Here is a 19,728-nt window from a genome sequence, read left to right as displayed (position 1 = left end):
ACACACGTGTACTATACAACCAGATTCGATGCATGATGCAGGTACTTCCCGCTGCCGCGGTGCGGTGCTGCGGTGATGCGGTGCTGTGGGGTGCGGTGAGGTGCTGTGGGGTGCTGCGCGATGCAGTGGCCGGCACCGGCGTCAGCGCTGGTCCGCGGCCTCCTCCGCGTCGACCTCCGCCTGCTCCGCCTCGCCCGCGGCCAGCTCCTCGGCCTCCTCCGCGGCCAGCGCCGCGTCCAGCCGGGCCCGGGCGCCCTCCAGCCAGCGCCGGCAGATCTTCGCCAGCTCCTCGCCGCGCTCCCACAGGGCGAGCGACTCCTCCAGGGTGGCGCCGCCCGCCTCCAGCCGCCGGACGACCTCGACCAGCTCGTCCCGCGCCTGCTCGTACCCCAAAGTGCTGTCAGCCATGGGGGCAGCCTAAGACCTCCCCCCGACACGGCGGCCCGCCCCGCCCGGGGCGGCCGGCGGCCCTCAGGGCGCGGGCCGCTCGGTGACCCGGACGGTGAACCGCCCCTCGGCGACGCGGGCCTGCAGCTCCTCGGCCTCCCCGACGTCCTCCGGGCTGCGCACGGCCGTACCGTCCGCACGCTGCAGCACCGCGTACCCCCGGCGCAGCGTCGCCGCGGGGGAGAGCGCCACCACTCGCGCCAGGGTGTGGGCGAGGTCGGCGTCCGCCCGCTCCAGAACGTGCCGCAGCGAGCGCCGCGCGCGGTCCAGCCGGTCCGCGACCTCGCCCGCCCGCTCGTCGACCATCCGGTACGGCGCGGCCATCGACGGGCGGCTGACCGCGGCCGTCAGGCCGCGCTCCTCGCGGTCCAGCAGGCCGCGGATCACCCGCAGCGCCCGGTCCCGCACCTGCTCGACCCGGGCCAGCTCCTCGCGCACGTCGGGCACCACCCGCTTCGCCGCGTCGGTCGGCGTCGACGCCCGCAGGTCCGCGACCAGGTCCAGCAACGGGCTGTCCGGCTCGTGGCCGATCGCCGAGACGACCGGGGTACGGCAGTCCGCGACGGTGCGCACCAGCCGCTCGTCGGAGAACGGCAGCAGGTCCTCCACACTGCCGCCGCCGCGCGCCACGATGATCACGTCCACTTCGGGGTGCGCGTCCAGTGCCCGCACCGCCTCCACGATCCGCGGCACCGCGCTCGCGCCCTGCACCGGCACGTTGCGCACCTCGAAACGCACCGCCGGCCAGCGCAGCCGGGCGTTCTCCCGCACGTCGCGCTCGGCGGCCGAGGCACGGCCGGTCACCAGGCCGATGAGCTGCGGCAGGAACGGCACCGGCCGCTTGCGGTCCTGCGCGAACAGCCCCTCGGCGGCCAGCGTCCGCTTGAGCTGCTCCAGCCGGGCCAGGAGCTCGCCCATCCCGACCGGCCGGATCTCCGTCGCGCGCAGCGAGAGCGTGCCGCGCGGCGCGTACCACTCCGGCCGGGCGAGCACCACGACGCGCGCCCCCTCCCCGACCACGTCGGTGACCTGCTCGAACACCCCGCGGAAACACGTCACGGGGATCGAGATGTCGTGCGAGGGATCGCGCAGCGTCAGGAACACCACGCCCGCGCCCGGCCGCCGGGAGAGCTGGGTGATCTGGCCCTCGACCCACACCGCACCGAGCCGATCGATCCACCCGCCGATCAGGCGGGACACCTCACCGACCGGAATCGGCGTCTCCGCCGAGGTGTTCAGAGCCATGACCGCACCCTAATGCGCCCCGCCGACACCCCGACGGCCGCCGCGGCCGCCCCCGTACGATGGGCCCATGACCTCTGACTCCAGCCGCCGCGTCCTGCTCGCCGCCCCCCGGGGGTACTGCGCGGGCGTGGACCGCGCCGTCATCACCGTCGAGAAGGCGCTCGAGCAGTACGGCGCCCCGGTCTACGTGCGCAAGCAGATCGTGCACAACAAGTACGTCGTCCAGACCCTGGAGAAGAAGGGCGCCGTCTTCGTCGACGAGACGGAGGAGGTGCCCGAGAACGCCATCGTCATCTTCTCCGCGCACGGCGTGGCGCCCGTCGTCCACGAGGAGGCCGCCGGGCGCAGCCTCGCCTCCATCGACGCCACCTGCCCGCTGGTCACCAAGGTCCACAAGGAAGCCCGTCGGTTCGCCGACTCCGACTACGACATCCTGCTCATCGGCCACGAGGGCCACGAGGAGGTCATCGGCACCATGGGCGAGGCCCCGGAGCGGATGCACCTGGTCGACGGCCCCGAGGACGCCGCGAACGTCCGGGTCCGCGACGAGTCCAAGGTCGTCTGGCTCTCCCAGACCACGCTGTCCGTCGACGAGACGATGGAGACCGTGGACGCGCTGAAGGAGCGCTTCCCGCAGCTGCTCTCCCCGCCCAGCGACGACATCTGCTACGCCACCCAGAACCGTCAGGTGGCGGTCAAGCAGATCGCCGCCGAGGCCGACCTGGTCATCGTGGTCGGCTCGCGCAACTCCTCCAACTCCATCCGCCTCGTCGAGGTGGCCCTGCAGGCCGGGGCCGGCGCCTCGTACCTGGTGGACTTCGCCGACGAGTGCGACGACGCCTGGCTGGAGGGCGTGACCACGGTCGGCGTCACCTCCGGCGCCTCCGTCCCGGAGATCCTCGTCGACGGCGTGCTGGAGTGGCTGGCCGCACGCGGTTTCGGCGACGTCCAGGTGGTCACCTCCGCCCAGGAGTCCATCCAGTTCTCGCTCCCCAAGGAACTCCGTCGTGATCTGCGTGCGGAGCTGGCCGACAGGGAATCGGCCAAGAGGTGACGTTTTCCGCGCACCTCTAACGTGGAGGGCATGAACGTGTTCGGTGTGGACATCGGCGGTACGGGAATCAAGGGCGCTCCGGTCGATCTCGACCGGGGCGACCTTGCGGACGAGCGGCTCAAGATCGCAACTCCGCAACCGGCGACACCGGAGGCCGTGATCGAGGGCGTCCACGAGGTCGTCCAGCACTTCGGCCACACCGGCCCGCTCGGGGTCACCTTCCCCGGCGTGGTCGTCGACGGCGTGACCCGCACCGCCGCCAACATGGACAAGGGCTGGGTGGGCTGCGACGCCCGCAAGCTGCTCAGCGAGCGGCTCGGGCTGCCGGTCGTGGTGCTCAACGACGCCGACGCCGCCGGCGTCGCCGAGATGACGTTCGGCGCGGGCCGCGGCCGGGGCGGCGTGGTCCTCATGCTCACCCTGGGCACCGGCATCGGCAGCGCGCTGTTCGTCGACGGGCACCTGGTGCCCAACACCGAGCTCGGCCACCTCGAACTGCACGGCCACGACGCCGAGAAGCGCGCGTCGGTCAAGGCCCGCGAGGACGAGGACCTGAGCTGGGAGCACTGGGCGCACCGGCTGCGGAAGTACCTCGCGCACGTCGAGATGCTCTTCTCGCCGAACCTCTTCGTGATCGGCGGCGGCGTCAGCCGCAAGGCGGAGAAGTTCCTGCCGCTGATCCAGGGGATCAGCGCCGAGATCGTTCCCGCGGAGCTGCAGAACTCCGCGGGGATCGTCGGCGCCGCGATGGCAGCCGCAGCGCTCTGACCCCCGCGATCAGCGCGGCCAGCGCGGTGCCCGCGTAGAGCCAGCCCGTCATGGTGGCCAGCCCGGTGAACACCCCGATCACATGGCCGGCGAACCCCCCGCCGCCGCTGTCGCCGGTCAGCGTGATCCCGACGGCGAAGGCGATGGGCGCCGCGACCGGCGCGGCCAGCAGGTCGTAGGGGCGGACATAGACGGCGCCGGCGATGCTCGCTGCCAGGAAGACCAGGCCGAACAGCACGCCGGGCCCGTCGAACAGGAACGAGTCGACGGCGCCGCCGAGCACCGTCACGACGGTGGTGAGCAGGCCGGTGCCGAGCCCGGTCAGCCGCGGGCGCGGGCGCTGGACGGCCCGCAGCCGCCGCAGGGCGGCGGTGACGGGGTGGGCGGGGCGGGGTGGGGGGCGGTAGACCCCGGCGGCGGCCTCGCCGCCGGGCACAGGCTCGGTTCCTGTGCGCGCGCTGTGTTGGTCCACCTACGTACAGTAGGCACGGCGGCCGGGTGATCGCATACCGGGACACGCGCATTCCCCCTCGTGGGGGCGGTGTTCGACGGGCGGCCGGGCGGGCCGGACGCGGACCGTAGACTGGTCGTCGTCCCTCTCCTGCCTGCTGGCTGTCCACGGCCTTAACGGAAGTCGCCAACGTGTCGCTCACCATCGGAATCGTCGGCCTGCCGAACGTCGGCAAGTCGACGCTCTTCAACGCCCTGACCAAGAACGACGTCCTGGCGGCCAACTACCCGTTCGCCACCATCGAGCCCAATGTCGGCGTGGTGGGCGTGCCGGACGCGCGGCTGGCCAAGCTCGCGGAGCTCTTCTCCTCCGCGCGGGTGCTGCCGGCCACGGTCGACTTCGTGGACATCGCCGGCATCGTGCGCGGCGCCTCCGAGGGCGAGGGCCTGGGCAACAAGTTCCTGGCGAACATCCGTGAGTCCGACGCGATCTGCCAGGTCATCCGGGCCTTCCGGGACGAGAACGTGGTCCACGTGGACGGCAAGGTGTCGCCCGAGGACGACATCGAGACGATCAACACCGAGCTGATCCTCGCCGACCTGCAGACCATCGAGAAGGTCCTGCCGCGGCTTCAGAAGGAGTCCCGGATCAAGAAAGACGTCGCGCCGAAGGTCGCGGCGGTCGAGGAGGCCCAGGCGATCCTGGAGCGCGGCGACACGCTGTTCTCCCAGGGCATCCTGCAGGGCTCCGAGCGCGCGGAGCTCCTGCACGACCTGCACCTGCTCACCACCAAGCCGTTCCTCTACGTCTTCAACGTCGACGAGGAGGAGCTGACCGACGAGGGCTTCAAGGGCGAGCAGCGCGCGCTGGTCGCGCCGGCCGAGGCGATCTTCCTCAACGCCAAGCTGGAGGCGGACCTCGCGGAGCTGGACGAGGCGGACGCCATGGAGCTCCTGGAGTCGGTCGGCGCGACCGAGCCGGGTCTGGCCACGCTCGCCCGGGTCGGCTTCGAGACGCTCGGCCTGCAGACCTACCTCACGGCCGGCCCCAAGGAGTCCCGCGCCTGGACCATCAAGCGCGGCGCCACCGCCCCCGAGGCCGCCGGTGTCATCCACACCGACTTCCAGAAGGGCTTCATCAAGGCCGAGGTCATCTCCTACGACGACCTGGTCGCCACCGGCTCCGTCGCCGAGGCCCGCGCGAAGGGCAAGGCCCGCATGGAGGGCAAGGATTACGTCATGCAGGACGGCGACGTGGTGGAGTTCCGCTTCAACGTGTGACGCGTCCGGCGTCCTCGTATGTCCGGCGAAGGCCGTGCCGGTGTGACGGCGTTCAGCGGGCGGGATCGGCGGCCTCGTCGGGGCCGGGGAAGAGGAGGGTGGGCTCGGTGCTGATGTCGCGGCCCGCCTCCGTCCGGTAGAGGGCGCCGACGCTGCCGAACCGGGCCAGGGTGTAGTCCAGGTCCAGTGCGGACGCCGCCCTGCGGACGGACTCCTCGTCGGGGCCCTCGATCTCCAGGAAGGTGGCGAGGCCGGGCCAGGTGTCGAAGTCGAAGGCCACGTCCCCGAGCCGCCACTCCTCGCGGTAGTTCTGCTGGTGCCCCACCTCGCGCAGCCCCAGCGCGGTCAGGATCTCGGCGGTCGCGGCGAAGTCCCCGACCTCGGTCTCGATCTCGGTCGTGCCGTGGATCGAATCGCCGTCGGTGACCTCCTTCAGGGTCAGCGTGGTCCGGGTCCCCTCGTCCCGCAGCCGTACCCACCGGTCGCCGGTCAGGCCGGCCCCCTCGTAGATCTTCCGCGTGAGCAGTGTGCGGGGGAACGCCCGCACCGCCCCGAGCGCCGCCAGCCCGCCCTGGAGCCCTGTCACGTCGACGTCCAGGAACTTCGCCTCGTACTCGTGCTTCACGATGTGCCCTTCCCCGTCGGCCCCTCGCACCGTGGCCCGTCCCACCGCAACGTAGCGGTTCGCCCGCGCGGCGCCGAGCCGATTTCCGGTGGAGACCCGCCCCTGGCCGCCGTCTCCCGGTGCGGGGTGACCGAGGGCCTGCCGCCGGCGGCGCACTGGGGGCCGGAGGACGTCGTCCGTGCGTGGCAGCCCCGGCGGCGGCGGCCGAGGAACCGCCGGGTGCCGGACGGCCGGGGCTAGGCGGCCGGGCTGAGCATCGAACGCAGCGTCGGGGCTTCCTCGTTGGCGCCGAACGGCTTGGTGCCGGGCTCCAGCCGGATGCCGTCCGCGAGGCGCCCGGCCCGTACGGGGTCGAAGCCGAGGGCGTCCACCAGGGCGGAGACGGCCGCGACGTCCGCCGGGTCGTCACCCGCGACGGCGATGGCCTTGCGGCCGGGCGCACCGGCCGGCCGGGCCTCGTCCTCCAGGTCGTGGTACCCCATGTGATTGAACGCCTTCACCACCCGGGACTCCGGCAGGAACGCCTGCACCGTCTCGCTGGAGGAGGTGTCCGGGGCGACGAGGGTCTCCCGGGCGCCGTCCACCTCCCACCAGTGGTTCATCGCGTCCACCACGAGCTTGCCGCGCAACTCCCCGGCGGGGACCGTCCGGTACTTGCCGAGCGGGAGCGCGAGCACCACCACGTCGGCGCGCCGTGCGGCGTCTACCGCGGTGGTCGCCTCGGCCCCCGGCATGAGCACCTCCGTGGTCAGCGCGATCCGCGCGGGATCCCCCGAACCCGCGACGAGCACCCGCAGCCCCGCCGCGACCGCCAGCCGGGCCAGCACCGTGCCGAGCTTGCCCGCGCCGAGCACGGCCAGCGTCGTCGCCGCGGACACCTGAGTCGCGGATACCTGAGTCGCTGGTGCCTCGGCCGCCGCTGCCTCGGCCGCCACTGCCTCGATGGCCTCCGCCGCCCGGTCGGCGGCACCCACCGTCGTGTCCATGTCCGTTCTCCCTGCCTGAGTGTCCCGGCCGGCCGGGCCGCCGTCCGCCGGCGGCCCCGCTCCGGGCCTGTCGTCCTCCGCCGCCCCGCGCCTCAGCCGGCCAGCAGCTCGCGCACCCGCGGGATCACCCGGGACCCGTACAGCTCGACCGCGCGCAGCCGGGCCGAGGCCGGCACCGTCCCGACGCTGTAGATCATGTCGAACCGCCCCACGCCCAGCGTCCGTACGGCGTCCGCGATGCGCACGGCGACGGTCTCGGGCGAGCCGACGTACATCGAGCCGTGCGCGATCTCGGTGTCGTACTCCAGGCGCCGGACCGGCGGCCAGCCGCGCAGCGCGCCGATGCGGTCGCGCATCACCCGGTAGTGCGGCCAGAAGATCTCGCGGGCCTCCTCGTCGGTGTCCGCGAGGAACCCGGGGGAGTGCATGCCGACCGGGTGCGCGGTGGTGCCGAACTCGTCCGCCGCCCGCCGGTACAGCTCCACCAGCGGCCGGAACCGGGCGGCCGGGCCGCCGATGACGGCGAGCATCAGCGGCAGGCCGTAGCGCGCGGTGCGGATCACCGACTGCGGGGAGCCGCCGACCCCGACCCAGGTGGTCAGCCGCCCCGAGTCGGTCTTCGGGAAGACGTCGGCGTTCTCCAGCGGCGGACGGAGGGTGCCCTGCCAGCTCACCGGCTTCTCGTCCAGCAGCTTGACGAAGAGGTCGAGCTTCTCCTCGAACAACCGGTCGTAGTCGCGCAGGTCGTAGCCGAACAGCGGGAAGGACTCGGTGAACGAGCCGCGGCCCAGGATGACCTCGGCCCGGCCCCCGGACAGTGCGTCGACGGTGGCGAAGCGCTGGAAGACGCGCACCGGGTCGTCGGAGCTGAGCACGGTCACGCCGGAACCGAGCCGGATCCGGGACGTGCGGGTGGCGATGCCCGCGAGCACGGTCTCGGGGGTCGAGATCGCGTACTCGGGCCGGTGGTGCTCGCCGAGCGCGAGGGCGTCCACGCCGAGTTCGTCGGCCAGCACCGCCTCATCGACGACGTGCCGGATCGCGGCGGCGTGGGAGACGGTGCGGCCGTCGTCGTCGAGCGGCAGGTCGCCGAAGGTGTCGAGGCCGAAGAGCAGGTCAGTCATGGTGTCCGTCCAGAGGGACCGGGTGGGTGGTGGGTGCGGGGCCGGCCGTGCCGGCCGGAGGGCGGCGGTGGCGCGGGCGGCGGGAGCGGCGTCAGCCGATGGGGGAGCCGGCTCCCGCGGAGGACGCGCCGGGCGCAGCGGCCGTGGGCCGCCCGGCCGTCGGCGCGGGAGCGGCAGCCCCCAGCAACTCCCGGACCCGCGGCGCCACTTCACGTCCCAGCAGCTCGATCGTCCGCGCGCGGGCCTCGCGGGGCAGCCCGAGGATGTCGTACTTGAGGTCGAAGCGGCTCAGCCCCAGGTCACGGGCGACGCGGGCGATCTTGCGCGCCACCGTCTCCGGGGAGCCGACGAACAGCGCGCCCTGGTCGACCTCGGCCAGGTAGCGGTCCCGGGTGGGCGCGTAGAAGCCGCGCTCCGCGGCCACCCCCGCCACCACCGGCTGCCAGTGGCGCCACCAGGTCTCGACCGCCTCCTCGTCGGTCTCGGCGACCAGCCCGAGCGAGTGCTGGCCCACGGGCAGCGGACGCTGTCCGGCCTCGGCGAGCGCCCGGTGGTAGAGCTCGACGTGCCCGGCGAAACGCTGCGGGCGCCCGCCGATGATCGCGAGCATCAGCGGCAGACCGTGGCGGGCCGCGCGCACCACCGAGTGCGCGTTGCCGCCGACGCCGATCCAGGTGGGGATGCCGCCCGGGCGCATCCGCGGGCGCAGGCGCTGGTCGGCGAGCGGGCCGCGGACGGTGCCGGACCACGTCACCGACTCCTCGCGCTGCAGCCGCAGGAAGAGGTCCAGCTTCTCTTCGAAGAGCCTGTCGTAGTCGGCGAGGTCGTAGCCGAACAGGGCGAAGGACTCCGTCACCGACGCGCGCCCGAGCACGAGTTGGGCCCGGCCGTCCGAGACCGCGTCCAGCGTGGCGAACGCGTGGTAGAGCCGGACCGGGTCGTTGGTGCTCAGCACGGTGACGGAGGTGCCGAGCCGGATGCGCTCGGTGGCCGTCGCCATCGCGGCGAGCAGCACGGGCGGCGCGGTGTCGGTGTGGTCGGGCCGGTAGTGCTCGCCGACGCTGAACACGTCGAGGCCCACGGCGTCGGCCAGCCGCGCCTCGTCGACGAGCAGCCGCAGCGTCTCCGCGTCGCTCAGCGTGCGGCCGGCGTCGGTGGCGATCTCCCCGAAGCTGTTGAGGCCGAACTCGAAGGCCGGTGTCGTCATCGTCTCCTCCTGTGACGCCGAATGCTTGACGTGTCAAGCACATTCCCATTCTGCCGCGATGTACTTGACGCGTCAATTAATTCGGGCTGACCATGGCGCACGCCACAGGGAGGGGGGGTGGCGACGGGGGTGCCGGGAGGCGGAGGGCGGCGATGACGCGTCCGCGCGCGGCCCGCGGCGGGCCCTCGGTGCTCGCCGGGCAGGCGTATGGCCGGGGGCGAACGGCTACGCTCCCGGCCATACGAGGGATAACTAAGCCTTACCTTACCTGATCGTGAACGCGTCGGTGCCCGTCTTGCCGCCCCGGAGTGTGAGGGCTTTCCGGGGCTTCCGGAGCTTCCGGGCGACGGCCCGATGGTCCGTTTTCTACGACTCGTAGTAGCTTGTCGGCGACGGTCCTGACGATGAGAGAAACATGAGAGGAAGAGGAGGTGCCGGGTGACGGAGAAGGACGGCCGGGGGGAGGCCCGGCGACGGGCGCGCGGTGAGCTGGAGGGCGAGGTGCTGGCCGCGCTGTGGGCGGCCGACGGCCCGGTGACAGCGGCCGTGGTCCAGGAGAGCGTGACCGGCGCGGCCTACACGACCGTGCTGACGATCCTGACGCGGCTGTGCGACAAGGGCCTGGTGACCCGCCGGCGTGCCGGGCGCGGCCACGTCTACGCGCCCGTGGACGACCGGGCCGGGGTCGTGGCGGCGGGCATGCACTCGCTGCTGGACGAGGGCGGCGACCGCGCGGCGGTGCTGGCCCGTTTCGTGTCGGACCTGTCGGCGGAGGACGAGCAGTTGCTGGAGCAGCTGCTGCACGGCGCGCTGCCCGACCGGCTCCCCGACCAGGAGTAGCCGTGTTCTGGCCGGCGCCGATGTATCTCCCGCTGCTGGTGAGCGCGCTGCTCGCGGTGGCCGCACCCTGGGTGGGCCGCCGGATGCCGCCGCGCGCCGGGGCCTGGGCGATGACGTGCGCCGCCGTCGTGGCGGCGGGCACCTGGGTGACCGAGCTGGCGATCCTCGCCTTCACGGTCGTCGGCCAGCTGCCGCTGGTGGCCGCGCAGGGGCCGTGGTCGGTACGGGTGCTGGCGGCCGAGGACCCGGTGGACCGGGAGTTCGCCGTGGGATGCGCCGCCGTGGTGCTGGCCATGGTGGTCAGTGCGACGGTCGCGTCGTGGCGCCGCGGCCGGGCGCTGGTCAGCGCGTGGCGGGAGTGCCGGGAACTGGCGGCAGGCGGCGACCTCGCGGTGGTCGACGATCCGGTGCCGGCGGCGTTCGCCGTGCTCGGGCTGCCGGGGCGGGTCGTGGTCTCGTCCGGGATGCTGCGGGTGCTGGACGCGCGGGAGCGGAGCGCGCTGCTCGCGCACGAGCGGGCGCACCTGCGCCACCGCCACCACCTCTTCTCGCTGATCCTGCACCTGGCGGCGGTCGTCGATCCGCTGCTGCGGCCGCTGGAGCGGGCCGGCGCGTTCGCCGTCGAGCGCTGGGCGGACGAGGACGCGGGCGCCGTGGTCGAGGACCGGCCCCTGGTGGCGCGGGCGATAGCGCGCGCGGCCCTGGCGTCGGGCCGGGCGAAACGGGCGGCCCTGGCCGCCACGGGCGGCCCGGTCCCGCAGCGCGTACGGGCCCTGCTGGCCCCGCCGATCCCGCGCCGCAACGGCGCGGCCCTGGCGTTCGCCGCCCTGATGACCGCCTGCTGCGCCAGCCTGGCCGTCACCGCCCACGACACCGAGCGGCTCTTCGAGGCCGCGATGCACGCCCACGCCACGGCCGGCCACCTCCGCCCCGGCCGCTGACCCCCGCAGAACCGTTCCGGCCCGAGCTGCGTGCCGTTGGTGCCCGCAGGCCGTCGTTCGGGGCCCGCAGTGCCCGCAGGCCGTCATCCGGGGCCCGTCACCGCCCGCAGGCCCGCTTCCGGTCCGAGTTGCCTGCCGTTGCCCGCAGGCCCGCTTCCGGTCCGAGCTGGGTGCCGTCACCGCCCGCAGGCCCTCATCCGGGGCCCGTCACCGCCCGCAGGCCTGCTTCCGGCCCGAGTTGCCTGCCGTTGCCCGCAGGCCCCCTCCGGCCCGAGGTGCCTGCCGTCGCCGTCCGCAGGGCCGCCCTCCGGTCCGATCCACGTGCCGCCCCCCTCGTGAACCGTGCCCGGGCCGGGCATGAGCGAGGGGCCCGGCGGGCAACGTCCTTCCCGTGAGCGGAGGCGTGCTGTGCTGGCCCGCGGCGCCGTTGCGGCACGGGCCCTGGGTCGCCGCGGCCGCCGCGTTCGGGGTCACGCCCGCGGGGCTGTGGCTGCTGGCGCTGGTGCTGGAGCGGCGCCTCATGGGTCCGCGCACCGGGTTCGTCGCCGTGCTCCTCGGCGACCCGCTGCTGGCCGCGGCGGTCGGCCTGGGCGTCTGGCGGATCGGCGCGGGACGGCCGGACGGAGCCGCGGGGCCGTGGCCGGCGCTGGTCTCCGCCGCGGGATGGCTGTGCTTCGGCCTTGTGCAGTGGCGGGGGGAGCTGCGGAAGGGCTTCTTCACCCGCCGGCAGGCGTTCGCCCCGACCAAGGTGTGGCACCAGCTGGTGGTCTATCCCGTGCTCGGCTCGTGGCTGTGGACGGCCGGGCTCGGCGGGCTGCTGGCGCCGGGCGCGGGTCCCGGCGACGTCGCGGCCCGTGCGGGCATCGTCGCGTGTGTCACGGGCTGGGCGCTGATCAACGTCTACGACCGGCGTCGGCCGAAGCTCGGGCATCCCCCGTACGACTGGCGGCGGTTGCGTCCCCTTCCGCAGCCCTGGCCGGCCGCGTCGCTGACGCTGCGCGCCTATCGGGCGGAGCGGGGAGAGGAGTGACCTTCGCGCCGCGGACCGGCCGTACGAAAGGGGTGACGTCCGTGGCCGGTCCGCGGCGCGAGGAAGGGCCGGGCGCCCGGCCCGGGGGAAGGCCGGGCGCCCGGAGTCGCGAGGGGACCGTCAGCCGGCGGTCTGGGTGACGGCGGCCGGTTCCGCGGCGGGTTCGGCTCCTTCGGCCCAGGGCCCCGCGTCCGGCCCGGCGGTCAGCACGGGACGCAGCGCGCCCCGGCTGAGGGACGCCACGAGCGGAGTGGCCCAGCGGCGCAGCGCCAGGCTGGTGAGGAACGCGACAGGCAGGGCGAGGACGGCCGAGCCCAGGACGTCGTGCGGGTAGTGCGCTCCGACGTAGACCCGGCTGAACCCCTCGACCAGGGCGAACACCGTGGCGATCGCGCACAGCCGGCGGTTCAGCAGGAACAGGGCGGCCACCGTCGCGGCGGCCACGGTGCTGTGGCCGCTGGGGAAGGCGTAGTCCGAGGGCGCGGGGCACGTGTCGACCAGGTAGGCGTGCGGCATCGAACGGCAGGGGCGCACCTCGCCCACGATCTTCTTGACCACCTCGGCGACGGCGAAGGCGGTCACGACGGCGACCGGCGCGGCGAGCGCGACCGTCATCGCCTGCGGGCCGCGGCGGCGCGCGCTCCACCAGCCCATGACCATGAGCACCGCGAAGACGCCCAGACCGAGGTTGGTCCACACCTCCATGGGGGTGTTGAGCCACTTGGTGTCACGGGCGAAATCGGTGACGGAGGTGAACAGGGAGCCGTCGATCCCTGATCCGTCGAAGGCCAGCTGCGCGGTGGCGGCCGCGGTCATAGCGAGACGTCCTTCCGTATGGGCACGTCGTGAGCGCGAGGGGCGCGGCGGGGCGACACGCGGCGGGCCGGCGCTCCGGTCCGCGGTGGCATGCCGATGACATCGCGGTGACGTTGAGGTGACTGCACCGGTAACTTACTACATGTTGTAGAAGGGCAGAGCGGCACCCGGTCCGTCAGCCCTCGGGGCCCAACGCCGCCCCGGTCGCGCGCGCCCACCGGCCGTCCGGCGCCGACCTGCCTCCACGCGCCTATCCGGCCCGGCTGCCCGCTCCCCAATTTCTACATGATGTAGTAGCTTCGCCTCTCGGTGCCGCCGCATCCGCGCCATCGCCCTGGCCCGTGCAAGGGCCAGTTTCGGCCTGCCCGCGGTCCGACCCGGCCATGGGCCTGCCCGGCCGTCCCCGTCGCCGTCAGGAGGCTGATCCACCGTGCCCGACCGCCCCGACCCGCTGCCGGGCCCGGCACTCGCGCCGCCCGCCGCCCACCACGACCCGGGCCCCCGGCGGATCGTCGTCGTCTCCGCCAGCGTCGGCGCCGGGCACGACGGCGCGGCGGCGGGGCTGACCGAACGGCTGCGGGCCCACGGCTACCTGGTGGACCGGCAGAACTTCCTGGACCTGCTGCCCGCGGGCGCCGGCCGGCTGGTGTGCGGCACGTACCACCGCCTGCTGACCTGGGCCCCGGAGGGCTACCAGCACCTCTACCGGGCCACCGACCGCACGTCCCGGCCGAGTTGGATATGGCGGGCGCTGTTCCGCAGCGCCGAACGCCGGCTGCTGCGCGGCCTGCCGCCGGACACCCGCGCGGTCGTGTCGACGTACCCGGGAGCCAGTCAGGTCCTCGGCGCGCTGCGCCGGCGCGGTCTGCTGACCGTCCCGGCCCTGACGTACCTCACGGACTTCTCCGTCCACGGCCTGTGGATAGCCGACGGGGTCGACGCCCACCTGGCCGTCCACGCCGTGCCCGCCGCGCAGGCCCACGCCCAGGGCGCGGCCGCCGTCACCGTCGCCGGTCCCGTCACCGACGCGCGGTTCAGCCCGCCCGCCGACGGCCAGAGGTCCGCCGCGCGGGCCCGGTTCGGCCTGCCCGCACACGCCCCGCTCGCGCTGCTGGTGGCCGGCTCGTGGGGGGTCGGCCCGGTCCGGGAGGCCGCCGCGGAGATACGGGCGACGGGACTGGCCGTCCCGGTCGTGGTGTGCGGGCGCAACAGCGCGCTGGCCGGGCACCTGCGGCAGGACGGCGTCGAGCACGCCTTCGGCTGGGTCGACGACATGCCAGGCCTGATGCACGCCTGCGACGTCCTGGTCCAGAACGCGGGCGGGCTCACCTCGCTGGAGGCGTTCGCCGCCGGGCTGCCGGTGGCGAGCTACCGCTGCATCCCCGGCCACGGGCGCACCAACGCCGAAGCCCTGGAGGAGGCCGGCCTCGCCGCCTGGGTCCGCCGGCCCGACGACCTCGGCCCGGTGCTCGCCGAACTCCTCAACGGAAGCCGCGGCGGCGACCAGCGCGCGGCGGGCCTCGCCCTGCACCGGTCGGCGCCGGGCCCGGTGCCCGCCGTCGCCGCGCGGACCGGGAACCGCCCGCCGTCGCCGGCGTCCACCCCGGCACCGCCCTCGTCCGGGCCCAAGGGGCCGTCCGCCCGCGGACGCCGCCGCGACCGGCGCCGGCTCGGCGCGGCCGCGGTCACCGTGGCCGCCACCCTCTCGCTCGGCGTCCTCGCACCACTGGCCTGCGCCTACGAGCACGCGCCGGGGCGCTTCACGGCCGTCACCCACTACCTGCACGGAGACCGGTCATGACGCCCGCCCGCGCCGCCCTGCTCGCCTCGGCCGCCGTCGTGCCCGCGCTCGCCGCGCTGCACGCCGCACCGGTGATCTCCACGTTCGGCCCGCTGCGCACCAGGACGATGCCGCGTCTGTCCGGACAGGGGCGCCCGGGCCACGTCGCGCTCACCTTCGACGACGGCCCCGACCACCTCTCCACCCCGCACTTCCTGGCCCTGCTGCGGCGCCGCGAACTCCGCGCCACCTTCTTCCTGCTCGGCTCGATGCTGGCCCGCTCGCCCGGGCTCGCCCGGGACATGGCCGACGCCGGGCACGAGATCGGCATCCACGGCTGGCACCACAGCCCGCTGCTGCTGCGCGGCCCGCGCGCCGCCTACGACGACCTGGCCCGGGCGCGCGACGCCGTCGCCGACGTCACCGGCCGCCCGCCGGTGCTCTTCCGTCCGCCCTACGGGGTGATGTCCACCGCGGCCCACGTGGCCTGCCGCCGCCTCGGCCTCACGCCGGTGCTGTGGACCTGCTGGGGCGAGGACTGGCGCCGGCGCGCCACCCCGCGGTCCGTCCAGGACACCGTCCTGCGGGACCTGCGCGGCGGCGGCACGATCCTGCTGCACGACTCCGACTGCACCTCGGCCACCGGCTCCTGGCGCACGACCCTGCGGGCCCTGCCCGCCATCCTCGACACCTGCCACACCCGCGGCTGGGAGGTCGGACCCCTGCGGGACCACGGGGTCCCCGGGCTGAGCGCGGGCTGAGGCGCAGGGGCTCTCCGGGCTGTCCCGATGGGGTGCTCGCCCTCGAGCGGTCGGGGCGGGCGCGGGCGTCGGGGTGCCGGTTCCGGCCGGTGAGGTGTGCCGGGCCCCTTACACCGTGACCCGGAGTCCGCGGACCCAGGCGACCGCCGGGCCGACGGCGAGGAGGACCGCCAGGACCGCGTAGCCGTGGGTGAGGGTCGTCAGGGAGGCGACCACGGCGACGAGCAAGGGGCCGCCCGCATCGCCGAGTTCGCGGCCGAGTTCGGCGGCGCCCATGGTCTGGCCCAGCCGGGCGGCCGGGGTGGCGGCGGCCAGGGCGGCGAACCCGAGCGGGGTGATCAGGCCCGTGCCGACGCCGATCAGGGCCGCGCCCAGCAGCACCCCGGTGAGGCCGGGCAGCATCGCGCAGGCCAGGCCGCCCGCCGTGAGCAGCAGTCCCGCCGTGATGCCCGAGCGGGTGGTGAGGGCGCCCTGGTCCAGGGCACGTCCGGCCCGGGGCTGGACCAAGGCCGCGCAGGCCGCCAGCACCGACACGGCCGCACCCGTGGCCACGGTCCCCAGGCCGGCCGCCCGTCCCGAGACCGGCAGGAAGCCCACCCCGACCGAAAGCGCCGCGGTCGCCGCGGCCAGCGCGGCGGTCGGGGTGAGGAAGGCGGGGTCGGCCAGCCGCCGGGCGAGGTCCACCACCGTCTGGCGGGTCCTGGGCAGCGGCGGCACCGCGGGGACGGCCAGCGCCGCCCAGGCGGCCACGGCGGCCCCCAGCACGGCCAGGACGACGAACAGCAGGCGCCGGCCGCCGCCCCACACGAGCACCCCGCCGAGCAGCGGGCCCAGGGTGTAGCCGACCGACTTCCAGAAGCCGTAACTGCCGAAGGCCCGCCCGCGTTCGGCCGCCGGGTTGAGCCGGGCGACCAGCGCCGAGGCCGACGGTGAGAAGGCCGACGCGGCCGCGCCCTGGCCGAGCCGCGCCGCCCACAGCCAGCCAGGACTGTCCGCGACGGCGTAAGCGGCCGACGCGGCGGCGAACGCGACGAGGCCGCCGACCAGCACCGGACGCGCGCCGACCCGGTCGGCCAGCGTCCCGAAGACCGGCTTGAGCAGCACCTCGGCGCCGTCGTACAGAGCCAGCAGCCCGCCCAGCACCAGCAGCGAGGTGACCGCGCCCTCGCCGCGGGCCCCGAGGTTGGCGGCGATGCCGTGCGCGCCGAAGGCGGTGGTGAACCCGGCCGCGTACAACGGCCACATGTGGCGCCTGGGCGGGGTGGCGCCGGCCGGCCGCGTCACCGGCGGCTCGGTGCGCGCGGGCTCGGCGGCGCTCACGACGCGATCGCCGGTCCCGGCCGGCCACCGCGTCCGAGGCGGCCCCGCCCTTCCGCCCGTCCCGGGCGCCCCGTACGTTCCGCGCGTCCCCGCCGCCCGGCGGACCCGCGCTCCGGGCCGGCTGCGCCGCCGGCTCGCTCCGGGCCGCCCCCGCCGTCGGGCGCCTGCGGTTCATCCGTGCCGTCAGCGCCGGCAGCGCCGTCCGCGCCCGATCCGGCGTCGTCCCCGTCGCCCGCTCCGCGTCCGGGGCCGTCCGCCGCACCGGAACCCCGTCCCGGATCCCCCGTCCCGTCCCGGCCCACCGGATCGACGCGGGCGAGGACGGCGGCCCCGGCGGCCAGCCAGCCGGCGGCCAGCAGCCAGGACCCGAGGACGTCGAGCGGCCAGTGCACCCCCAGGTAGACGCGGCTGAGGCCGACCGCGATCCCGTACACGACGGCCACCGCGCAGGCGGCCCGGGTCCAGGACGGGCGGCGGCGGGCGATCGCCAGGACGAGGAGGCCCGCGCAGACCACCGAGGAGAAGGAGTGACCGGAGGGGAACGAGAAGCCGGTCGCCGTGGTCGCCCAGTGCACGGACGAGGGCCGCAGCCGGGCGAAGGCGTGCATGAGCCCTTCGCGGACGAGCTGCCCGGCGATCAGCCAGAGCACCGGGGTCAGCAGGAGCGCGAGGTCGGTCTTGCGGGTCCGGGGGCCGCGCGCCATGAGGGTCAGGACGGCTCCGGCGGCCAGGGCGACGAGGTAGGGCGGCGCTCCCGTGCCGAGCACCGTGACGCCGATCGCGACGTGCCGGGCCGCCGCCGGCCGGTGCTGGGCGCTCCAGTCGATCGCCGCCCGCTCGAACCCGAAGGACCCCCAGCCGTGCACGGCGAGGACGACCGCCAGCGCGGCGAACAGGATCCAGGCCGCCGCCGTCACCACGGGCCACCGGCGCGGGAACGCACTCATGCGGAAAACACCTGACCACCTCACATCGTCTACAGGACTGTAGACGCTACACGGGCCCGGGGGCCTGGGGGAGTGCCCGAGGCGGTCCGGTCGCCGGCCTCGATTCGCGTTGCATGGCCTTCTCCTGCTCGCGGCGGCCCGGCCTACCCCTTTCCCCTGGCCCGCGGGTCTCCCGAGGGTCTCCCGCGGATAGCCCGCGGGCATTTCTCTGACTAGAGTCAGAGAATGGATCAGGCGCAGATCGAACTGGTACGGCGGTTCAACCGCACGGTGACCGAGCGCGTGGGGGTGCTGCACGACCACTACCTCGGCCGTGACCGGCCGATCGGGGAGGCGCGGCTGCTGTGGGAGATCGGCGAGCACGGCACCGATGTGCGGCGGCTGCGCGAGCGGCTCGGGCTCGACTCCGGGTACGTCAGCCGGCTGCTGCGCTCGCTGGAGACCGCCGGCCTGGTGACGGTCGAGGCGCAGCACGACGACCGGCGCGTGCGCACCGTGCGGCTCACCGCGGAAGGCCGCTCCGAGCGCGGGCAGTTGGACGCCGGCAGCGACGAACTGGCCGGGTCGCTGCTCGAACCGCTCAACTCGGCGCAGCGCGCCCGGCTGGTCGCGGCCATGGACGAGGTCGAACGGCTGCTGACCGCCGCCACGGTCACCCTGGACGAGGTCGACCCCGGTCACCCCGACGCCCGGCACTGCCTGGAGGCCTACTTCGCCGAGCTGAGCGAGCGGTTCCCGACCGGCTTCGACCCCGCCCGCAGCCTGCTGCCCGACGCCGGTGAACTGCGGCCGCCGCGCGGCCTGTTCCTGGTGGCGCGGCTGCACGGCGAGCCCGTCGGCTGCGCGGGGCTGAAGCTGCCGCCGGACGCCCCCGCGGAGATCAAGCGCATGTGGGTCGCACCCGGGGCGCGCCGGCTCGGTCTCGGCCGCCGGTTCCTGGCCGAACTGGAGACGCGGGCTGCGGCCCACGGACGCAGGACGCTGCGCCTGGACACCAACAAGGCCCTGACCCCCGCCGTCGGCCTCTACCGCTCCTCCGGCTTCGAGGAGGTGGCCGCCTTCAACGACGAGCCCTACGCCCACCACTGGTTCGAGAAGCGGGTCGCCGTCACGTCGTCGCCGGAGTGACCGGCGGGCGCCCGCGGAAAATGGGCGGCCCGGGCCGGGGGAGGGGTCCTAGGGTGGGCCCGATGACACTTTCTCATGACGTGGCGGGGGACGGCCCCGCGGTGGTGCTGCTGCACTCCGGAGTGTGCGACCGGCGGATGTGGGACCCGCAGTGGGCCGCCCTGACCGCGGCCGGACGCACGGTGGTGCGGTGCGACCTGCGGGGGTTCGGTGAGAGCCCGGCTGCGGATAAGCCCTGCGATGACGCAGACGACGTACGCGACCTGCTGGACACTCTCGGTGTCGAGCGCGCCGTCGTCGTCGGGTCCTCGTTCGGCGGGGCCGTCGCCCTGGAGGTCGCCGCACGCTGGCCGGACCGGGTGACCGGACTGCTCCTGCTGTGCGCGGCGTCGCCGGTGCGGCAGGAGAAGTCCCCGGAGTTCCGGGCGGTGCTCGACCGCGAGGACGCGCTGATCGAGGGCGGGGACGTCGCGGGAGCGGTCGAGCTGATGGTGGACACCTGGGTCGGCCCGGAGGCAGGCGACACCGTCAGGGAAGCGGTCCGCGTGATGCAGCGCCGGGCCTACGAGCTGCAGCTCGCCGCCGCCGAAGTCCCTTCGCTGGAAGTCGACTTCGACATCGCCGCGGCCAAGGCGCCCTGCCTCGCCGTCTCGGGGGCCCATGACCTGCCCGACTTCCGCCGCATCGCCGCCCGCCTGCCGGACCTGCTCCCGGACGCACGCCACGTGGAGCTCCCCTGGGCCGGTCACCTGCCCTCCATGGAGCGCCCCGCCGAGGTCACCCGGATGATGCTCGACTTCCTGCGCGACCCGCGCGCCGCCGTCTGACCGACCGCCGCCCGAGCGCGTGGCCGCTGTGCCGGGCCGCCGCTCGGCCGCGGGGCCGTCCGTCGCGGAGGGCGCATTTACCGCTCCGTAGGGTGAGCCGCAACTCCCTTCGCCACCCCGGGACATGAGTGCACCGGGTCGGACGTCTGTC

20 protein-coding genes are annotated in these 19,728 nt (G+C 74.8%); 10 read left to right on the top strand and 10 right to left on the bottom strand.

Annotation, left to right across the window (positions count from 1 at the left end; translation table 11 throughout):
* Positions 1–141 precede the first annotated feature (141 nt).
* Positions 142–408 (bottom strand): exodeoxyribonuclease VII small subunit, encoded by a 267-nt coding sequence (locus tag K7862_RS05545; RefSeq protein WP_222961237.1) that lies wholly within the window; start codon positions 406–408, stop codon positions 142–144.
* Positions 409–471: 63 nt separating this feature from the next.
* Positions 472–1,692, bottom strand: coding sequence for an exodeoxyribonuclease VII large subunit (xseA, locus tag K7862_RS05540; RefSeq protein WP_222961236.1), 1,221 nt, complete (start codon positions 1,690–1,692; stop codon positions 472–474).
* A gap of 67 nt (positions 1,693–1,759) precedes the next feature.
* Here xseA and K7862_RS05535 point away from each other — a divergent pair, with 67 nt between their 5' ends.
* A complete protein-coding gene (locus tag K7862_RS05535) occupies positions 1,760–2,746 on the top strand; it encodes a 4-hydroxy-3-methylbut-2-enyl diphosphate reductase (protein ID WP_222961234.1) in 987 nt (328 codons plus the stop codon).
* A 30-nt stretch (positions 2,747–2,776) separates the two neighbouring features.
* Positions 2,777–3,514 (top strand): polyphosphate--glucose phosphotransferase, encoded by a 738-nt coding sequence (gene ppgK, locus K7862_RS05530; protein ID WP_222961232.1) that lies wholly within the window; start codon positions 2,777–2,779, stop codon positions 3,512–3,514.
* Here ppgK and K7862_RS05525 read toward each other — a convergent pair.
* Positions 3,435–3,986 carry a DUF6542 domain-containing protein gene (locus K7862_RS05525; protein WP_308011852.1) on the bottom strand — a complete coding sequence of 184 codons (552 nt, stop codon included), beginning with the start codon at positions 3,984–3,986 and terminating at the stop codon, positions 3,435–3,437. The genes ppgK and K7862_RS05525 overlap by 80 nt on opposite strands.
* 170 nt (positions 3,987–4,156) lie before the next feature.
* Between K7862_RS05525 and ychF the strand changes: the two genes are divergently transcribed.
* On the top strand, positions 4,157–5,245 hold the full coding sequence (ychF, locus tag K7862_RS05520) for a redox-regulated ATPase YchF (RefSeq protein WP_222961230.1): 1,089 nt from the start codon (positions 4,157–4,159) through the stop codon (positions 5,243–5,245).
* Between the two features lie 52 nt (positions 5,246–5,297).
* On the opposite strand, the gene K7862_RS05515 is transcribed toward ychF, so the two are convergent.
* The 4 genes from K7862_RS05515 to K7862_RS05500 form a co-directional block, all read right to left on the bottom strand.
* On the bottom strand, positions 5,298–5,870 hold the full coding sequence (locus K7862_RS05515; protein WP_222961226.1) for a class IV adenylate cyclase: 573 nt from the start codon (positions 5,868–5,870) through the stop codon (positions 5,298–5,300).
* Between the two features lie 236 nt (positions 5,871–6,106).
* A complete protein-coding gene (locus tag K7862_RS05510; protein WP_222961223.1) occupies positions 6,107–6,856 on the bottom strand; it encodes an NADPH-dependent F420 reductase in 750 nt (249 codons plus the stop codon).
* 92 nt (positions 6,857–6,948) lie between these two features.
* Positions 6,949–7,980 carry an LLM class flavin-dependent oxidoreductase gene (locus K7862_RS05505; protein ID WP_222961215.1) on the bottom strand — a complete coding sequence of 344 codons (1,032 nt, stop codon included), beginning with the start codon at positions 7,978–7,980 and terminating at the stop codon, positions 6,949–6,951.
* A gap of 91 nt (positions 7,981–8,071) precedes the next feature.
* Positions 8,072–9,187: an LLM class flavin-dependent oxidoreductase gene (locus K7862_RS05500; protein WP_222961214.1), complete on the bottom strand. Its 1,116-nt coding sequence runs from the start codon at positions 9,185–9,187 to the stop codon at positions 8,072–8,074.
* A 438-nt stretch (positions 9,188–9,625) separates the two neighbouring features.
* On the opposite strand from K7862_RS05500, the gene K7862_RS05495 reads away from it, so the two are divergent.
* The 3 genes from K7862_RS05495 to K7862_RS05485 all read left to right on the top strand — a co-directional run bounded on the left by K7862_RS05495 (position 9,626) and on the right by K7862_RS05485 (position 11,998).
* Positions 9,626–10,027 carry a BlaI/MecI/CopY family transcriptional regulator gene (locus tag K7862_RS05495; RefSeq protein WP_222961213.1) on the top strand — a complete coding sequence of 134 codons (402 nt, stop codon included), beginning with the start codon at positions 9,626–9,628 and terminating at the stop codon, positions 10,025–10,027.
* Between the two features lie 2 nt (positions 10,028–10,029).
* Positions 10,030–10,968: a M56 family metallopeptidase gene (locus K7862_RS05490; RefSeq protein ID WP_222961212.1), complete on the top strand. Its 939-nt coding sequence runs from the start codon at positions 10,030–10,032 to the stop codon at positions 10,966–10,968.
* A 391-nt stretch (positions 10,969–11,359) separates the two neighbouring features.
* On the top strand, positions 11,360–11,998 hold the full coding sequence (locus tag K7862_RS05485; protein WP_222961211.1) for a hypothetical protein: 639 nt from the start codon (positions 11,360–11,362) through the stop codon (positions 11,996–11,998).
* Positions 11,999–12,118: 120 nt separating this feature from the next.
* On the opposite strand, the gene K7862_RS05480 is transcribed toward K7862_RS05485, so the two are convergent.
* Positions 12,119–12,814 carry a phosphatase PAP2 family protein gene (locus K7862_RS05480; RefSeq protein ID WP_222961209.1) on the bottom strand — a complete coding sequence of 232 codons (696 nt, stop codon included), beginning with the start codon at positions 12,812–12,814 and terminating at the stop codon, positions 12,119–12,121.
* A 430-nt stretch (positions 12,815–13,244) separates the two neighbouring features.
* Here K7862_RS05480 and K7862_RS05475 point away from each other — a divergent pair, with 430 nt between their 5' ends.
* Positions 13,245–14,615 (top strand): glycosyltransferase, encoded by a 1,371-nt coding sequence (locus K7862_RS05475; RefSeq protein WP_222961207.1) that lies wholly within the window; start codon positions 13,245–13,247, stop codon positions 14,613–14,615.
* Positions 14,612–15,355, top strand: coding sequence for a polysaccharide deacetylase family protein (locus K7862_RS05470; protein WP_222961205.1), 744 nt, complete (start codon positions 14,612–14,614; stop codon positions 15,353–15,355). The genes K7862_RS05475 and K7862_RS05470 overlap by 4 nt, the downstream gene beginning before the upstream one ends.
* A 108-nt stretch (positions 15,356–15,463) precedes the next feature.
* On the opposite strand, the gene K7862_RS05465 is transcribed toward K7862_RS05470, so the two are convergent.
* Complete coding sequence (locus K7862_RS05465) at positions 15,464–16,600, bottom strand: MFS transporter (RefSeq protein WP_222961351.1); 1,137 nt, start codon at positions 16,598–16,600, stop codon at positions 15,464–15,466.
* Positions 16,601–16,671: 71 nt separating this feature from the next.
* Positions 16,672–17,622 (bottom strand): phosphatase PAP2 family protein, encoded by a 951-nt coding sequence (locus tag K7862_RS05460; protein ID WP_222961203.1) that lies wholly within the window; start codon positions 17,620–17,622, stop codon positions 16,672–16,674.
* 225 nt (positions 17,623–17,847) lie between these two features.
* Between K7862_RS05460 and K7862_RS05455 the strand changes: the two genes are divergently transcribed.
* On the top strand, positions 17,848–18,750 hold the full coding sequence (locus tag K7862_RS05455; protein ID WP_222961200.1) for a bifunctional helix-turn-helix transcriptional regulator/GNAT family N-acetyltransferase: 903 nt from the start codon (positions 17,848–17,850) through the stop codon (positions 18,748–18,750).
* A gap of 62 nt (positions 18,751–18,812) precedes the next feature.
* Positions 18,813–19,577, top strand: coding sequence for an alpha/beta fold hydrolase (locus K7862_RS05450; RefSeq protein ID WP_222961198.1), 765 nt, complete (start codon positions 18,813–18,815; stop codon positions 19,575–19,577).
* Positions 19,578–19,728 lie beyond the last annotated feature (151 nt).

It is taken from the genome of Actinacidiphila acidipaludis, from assembly GCF_019890725.1.
Classification (GTDB): Bacteria; Actinomycetota; Actinomycetes; order Streptomycetales; family Streptomycetaceae; genus Actinacidiphila; species Actinacidiphila acidipaludis.
Note: the sequence above shows the minus strand (reverse complement) of the source record. Positions and strands in the feature narration are given on the sequence as shown.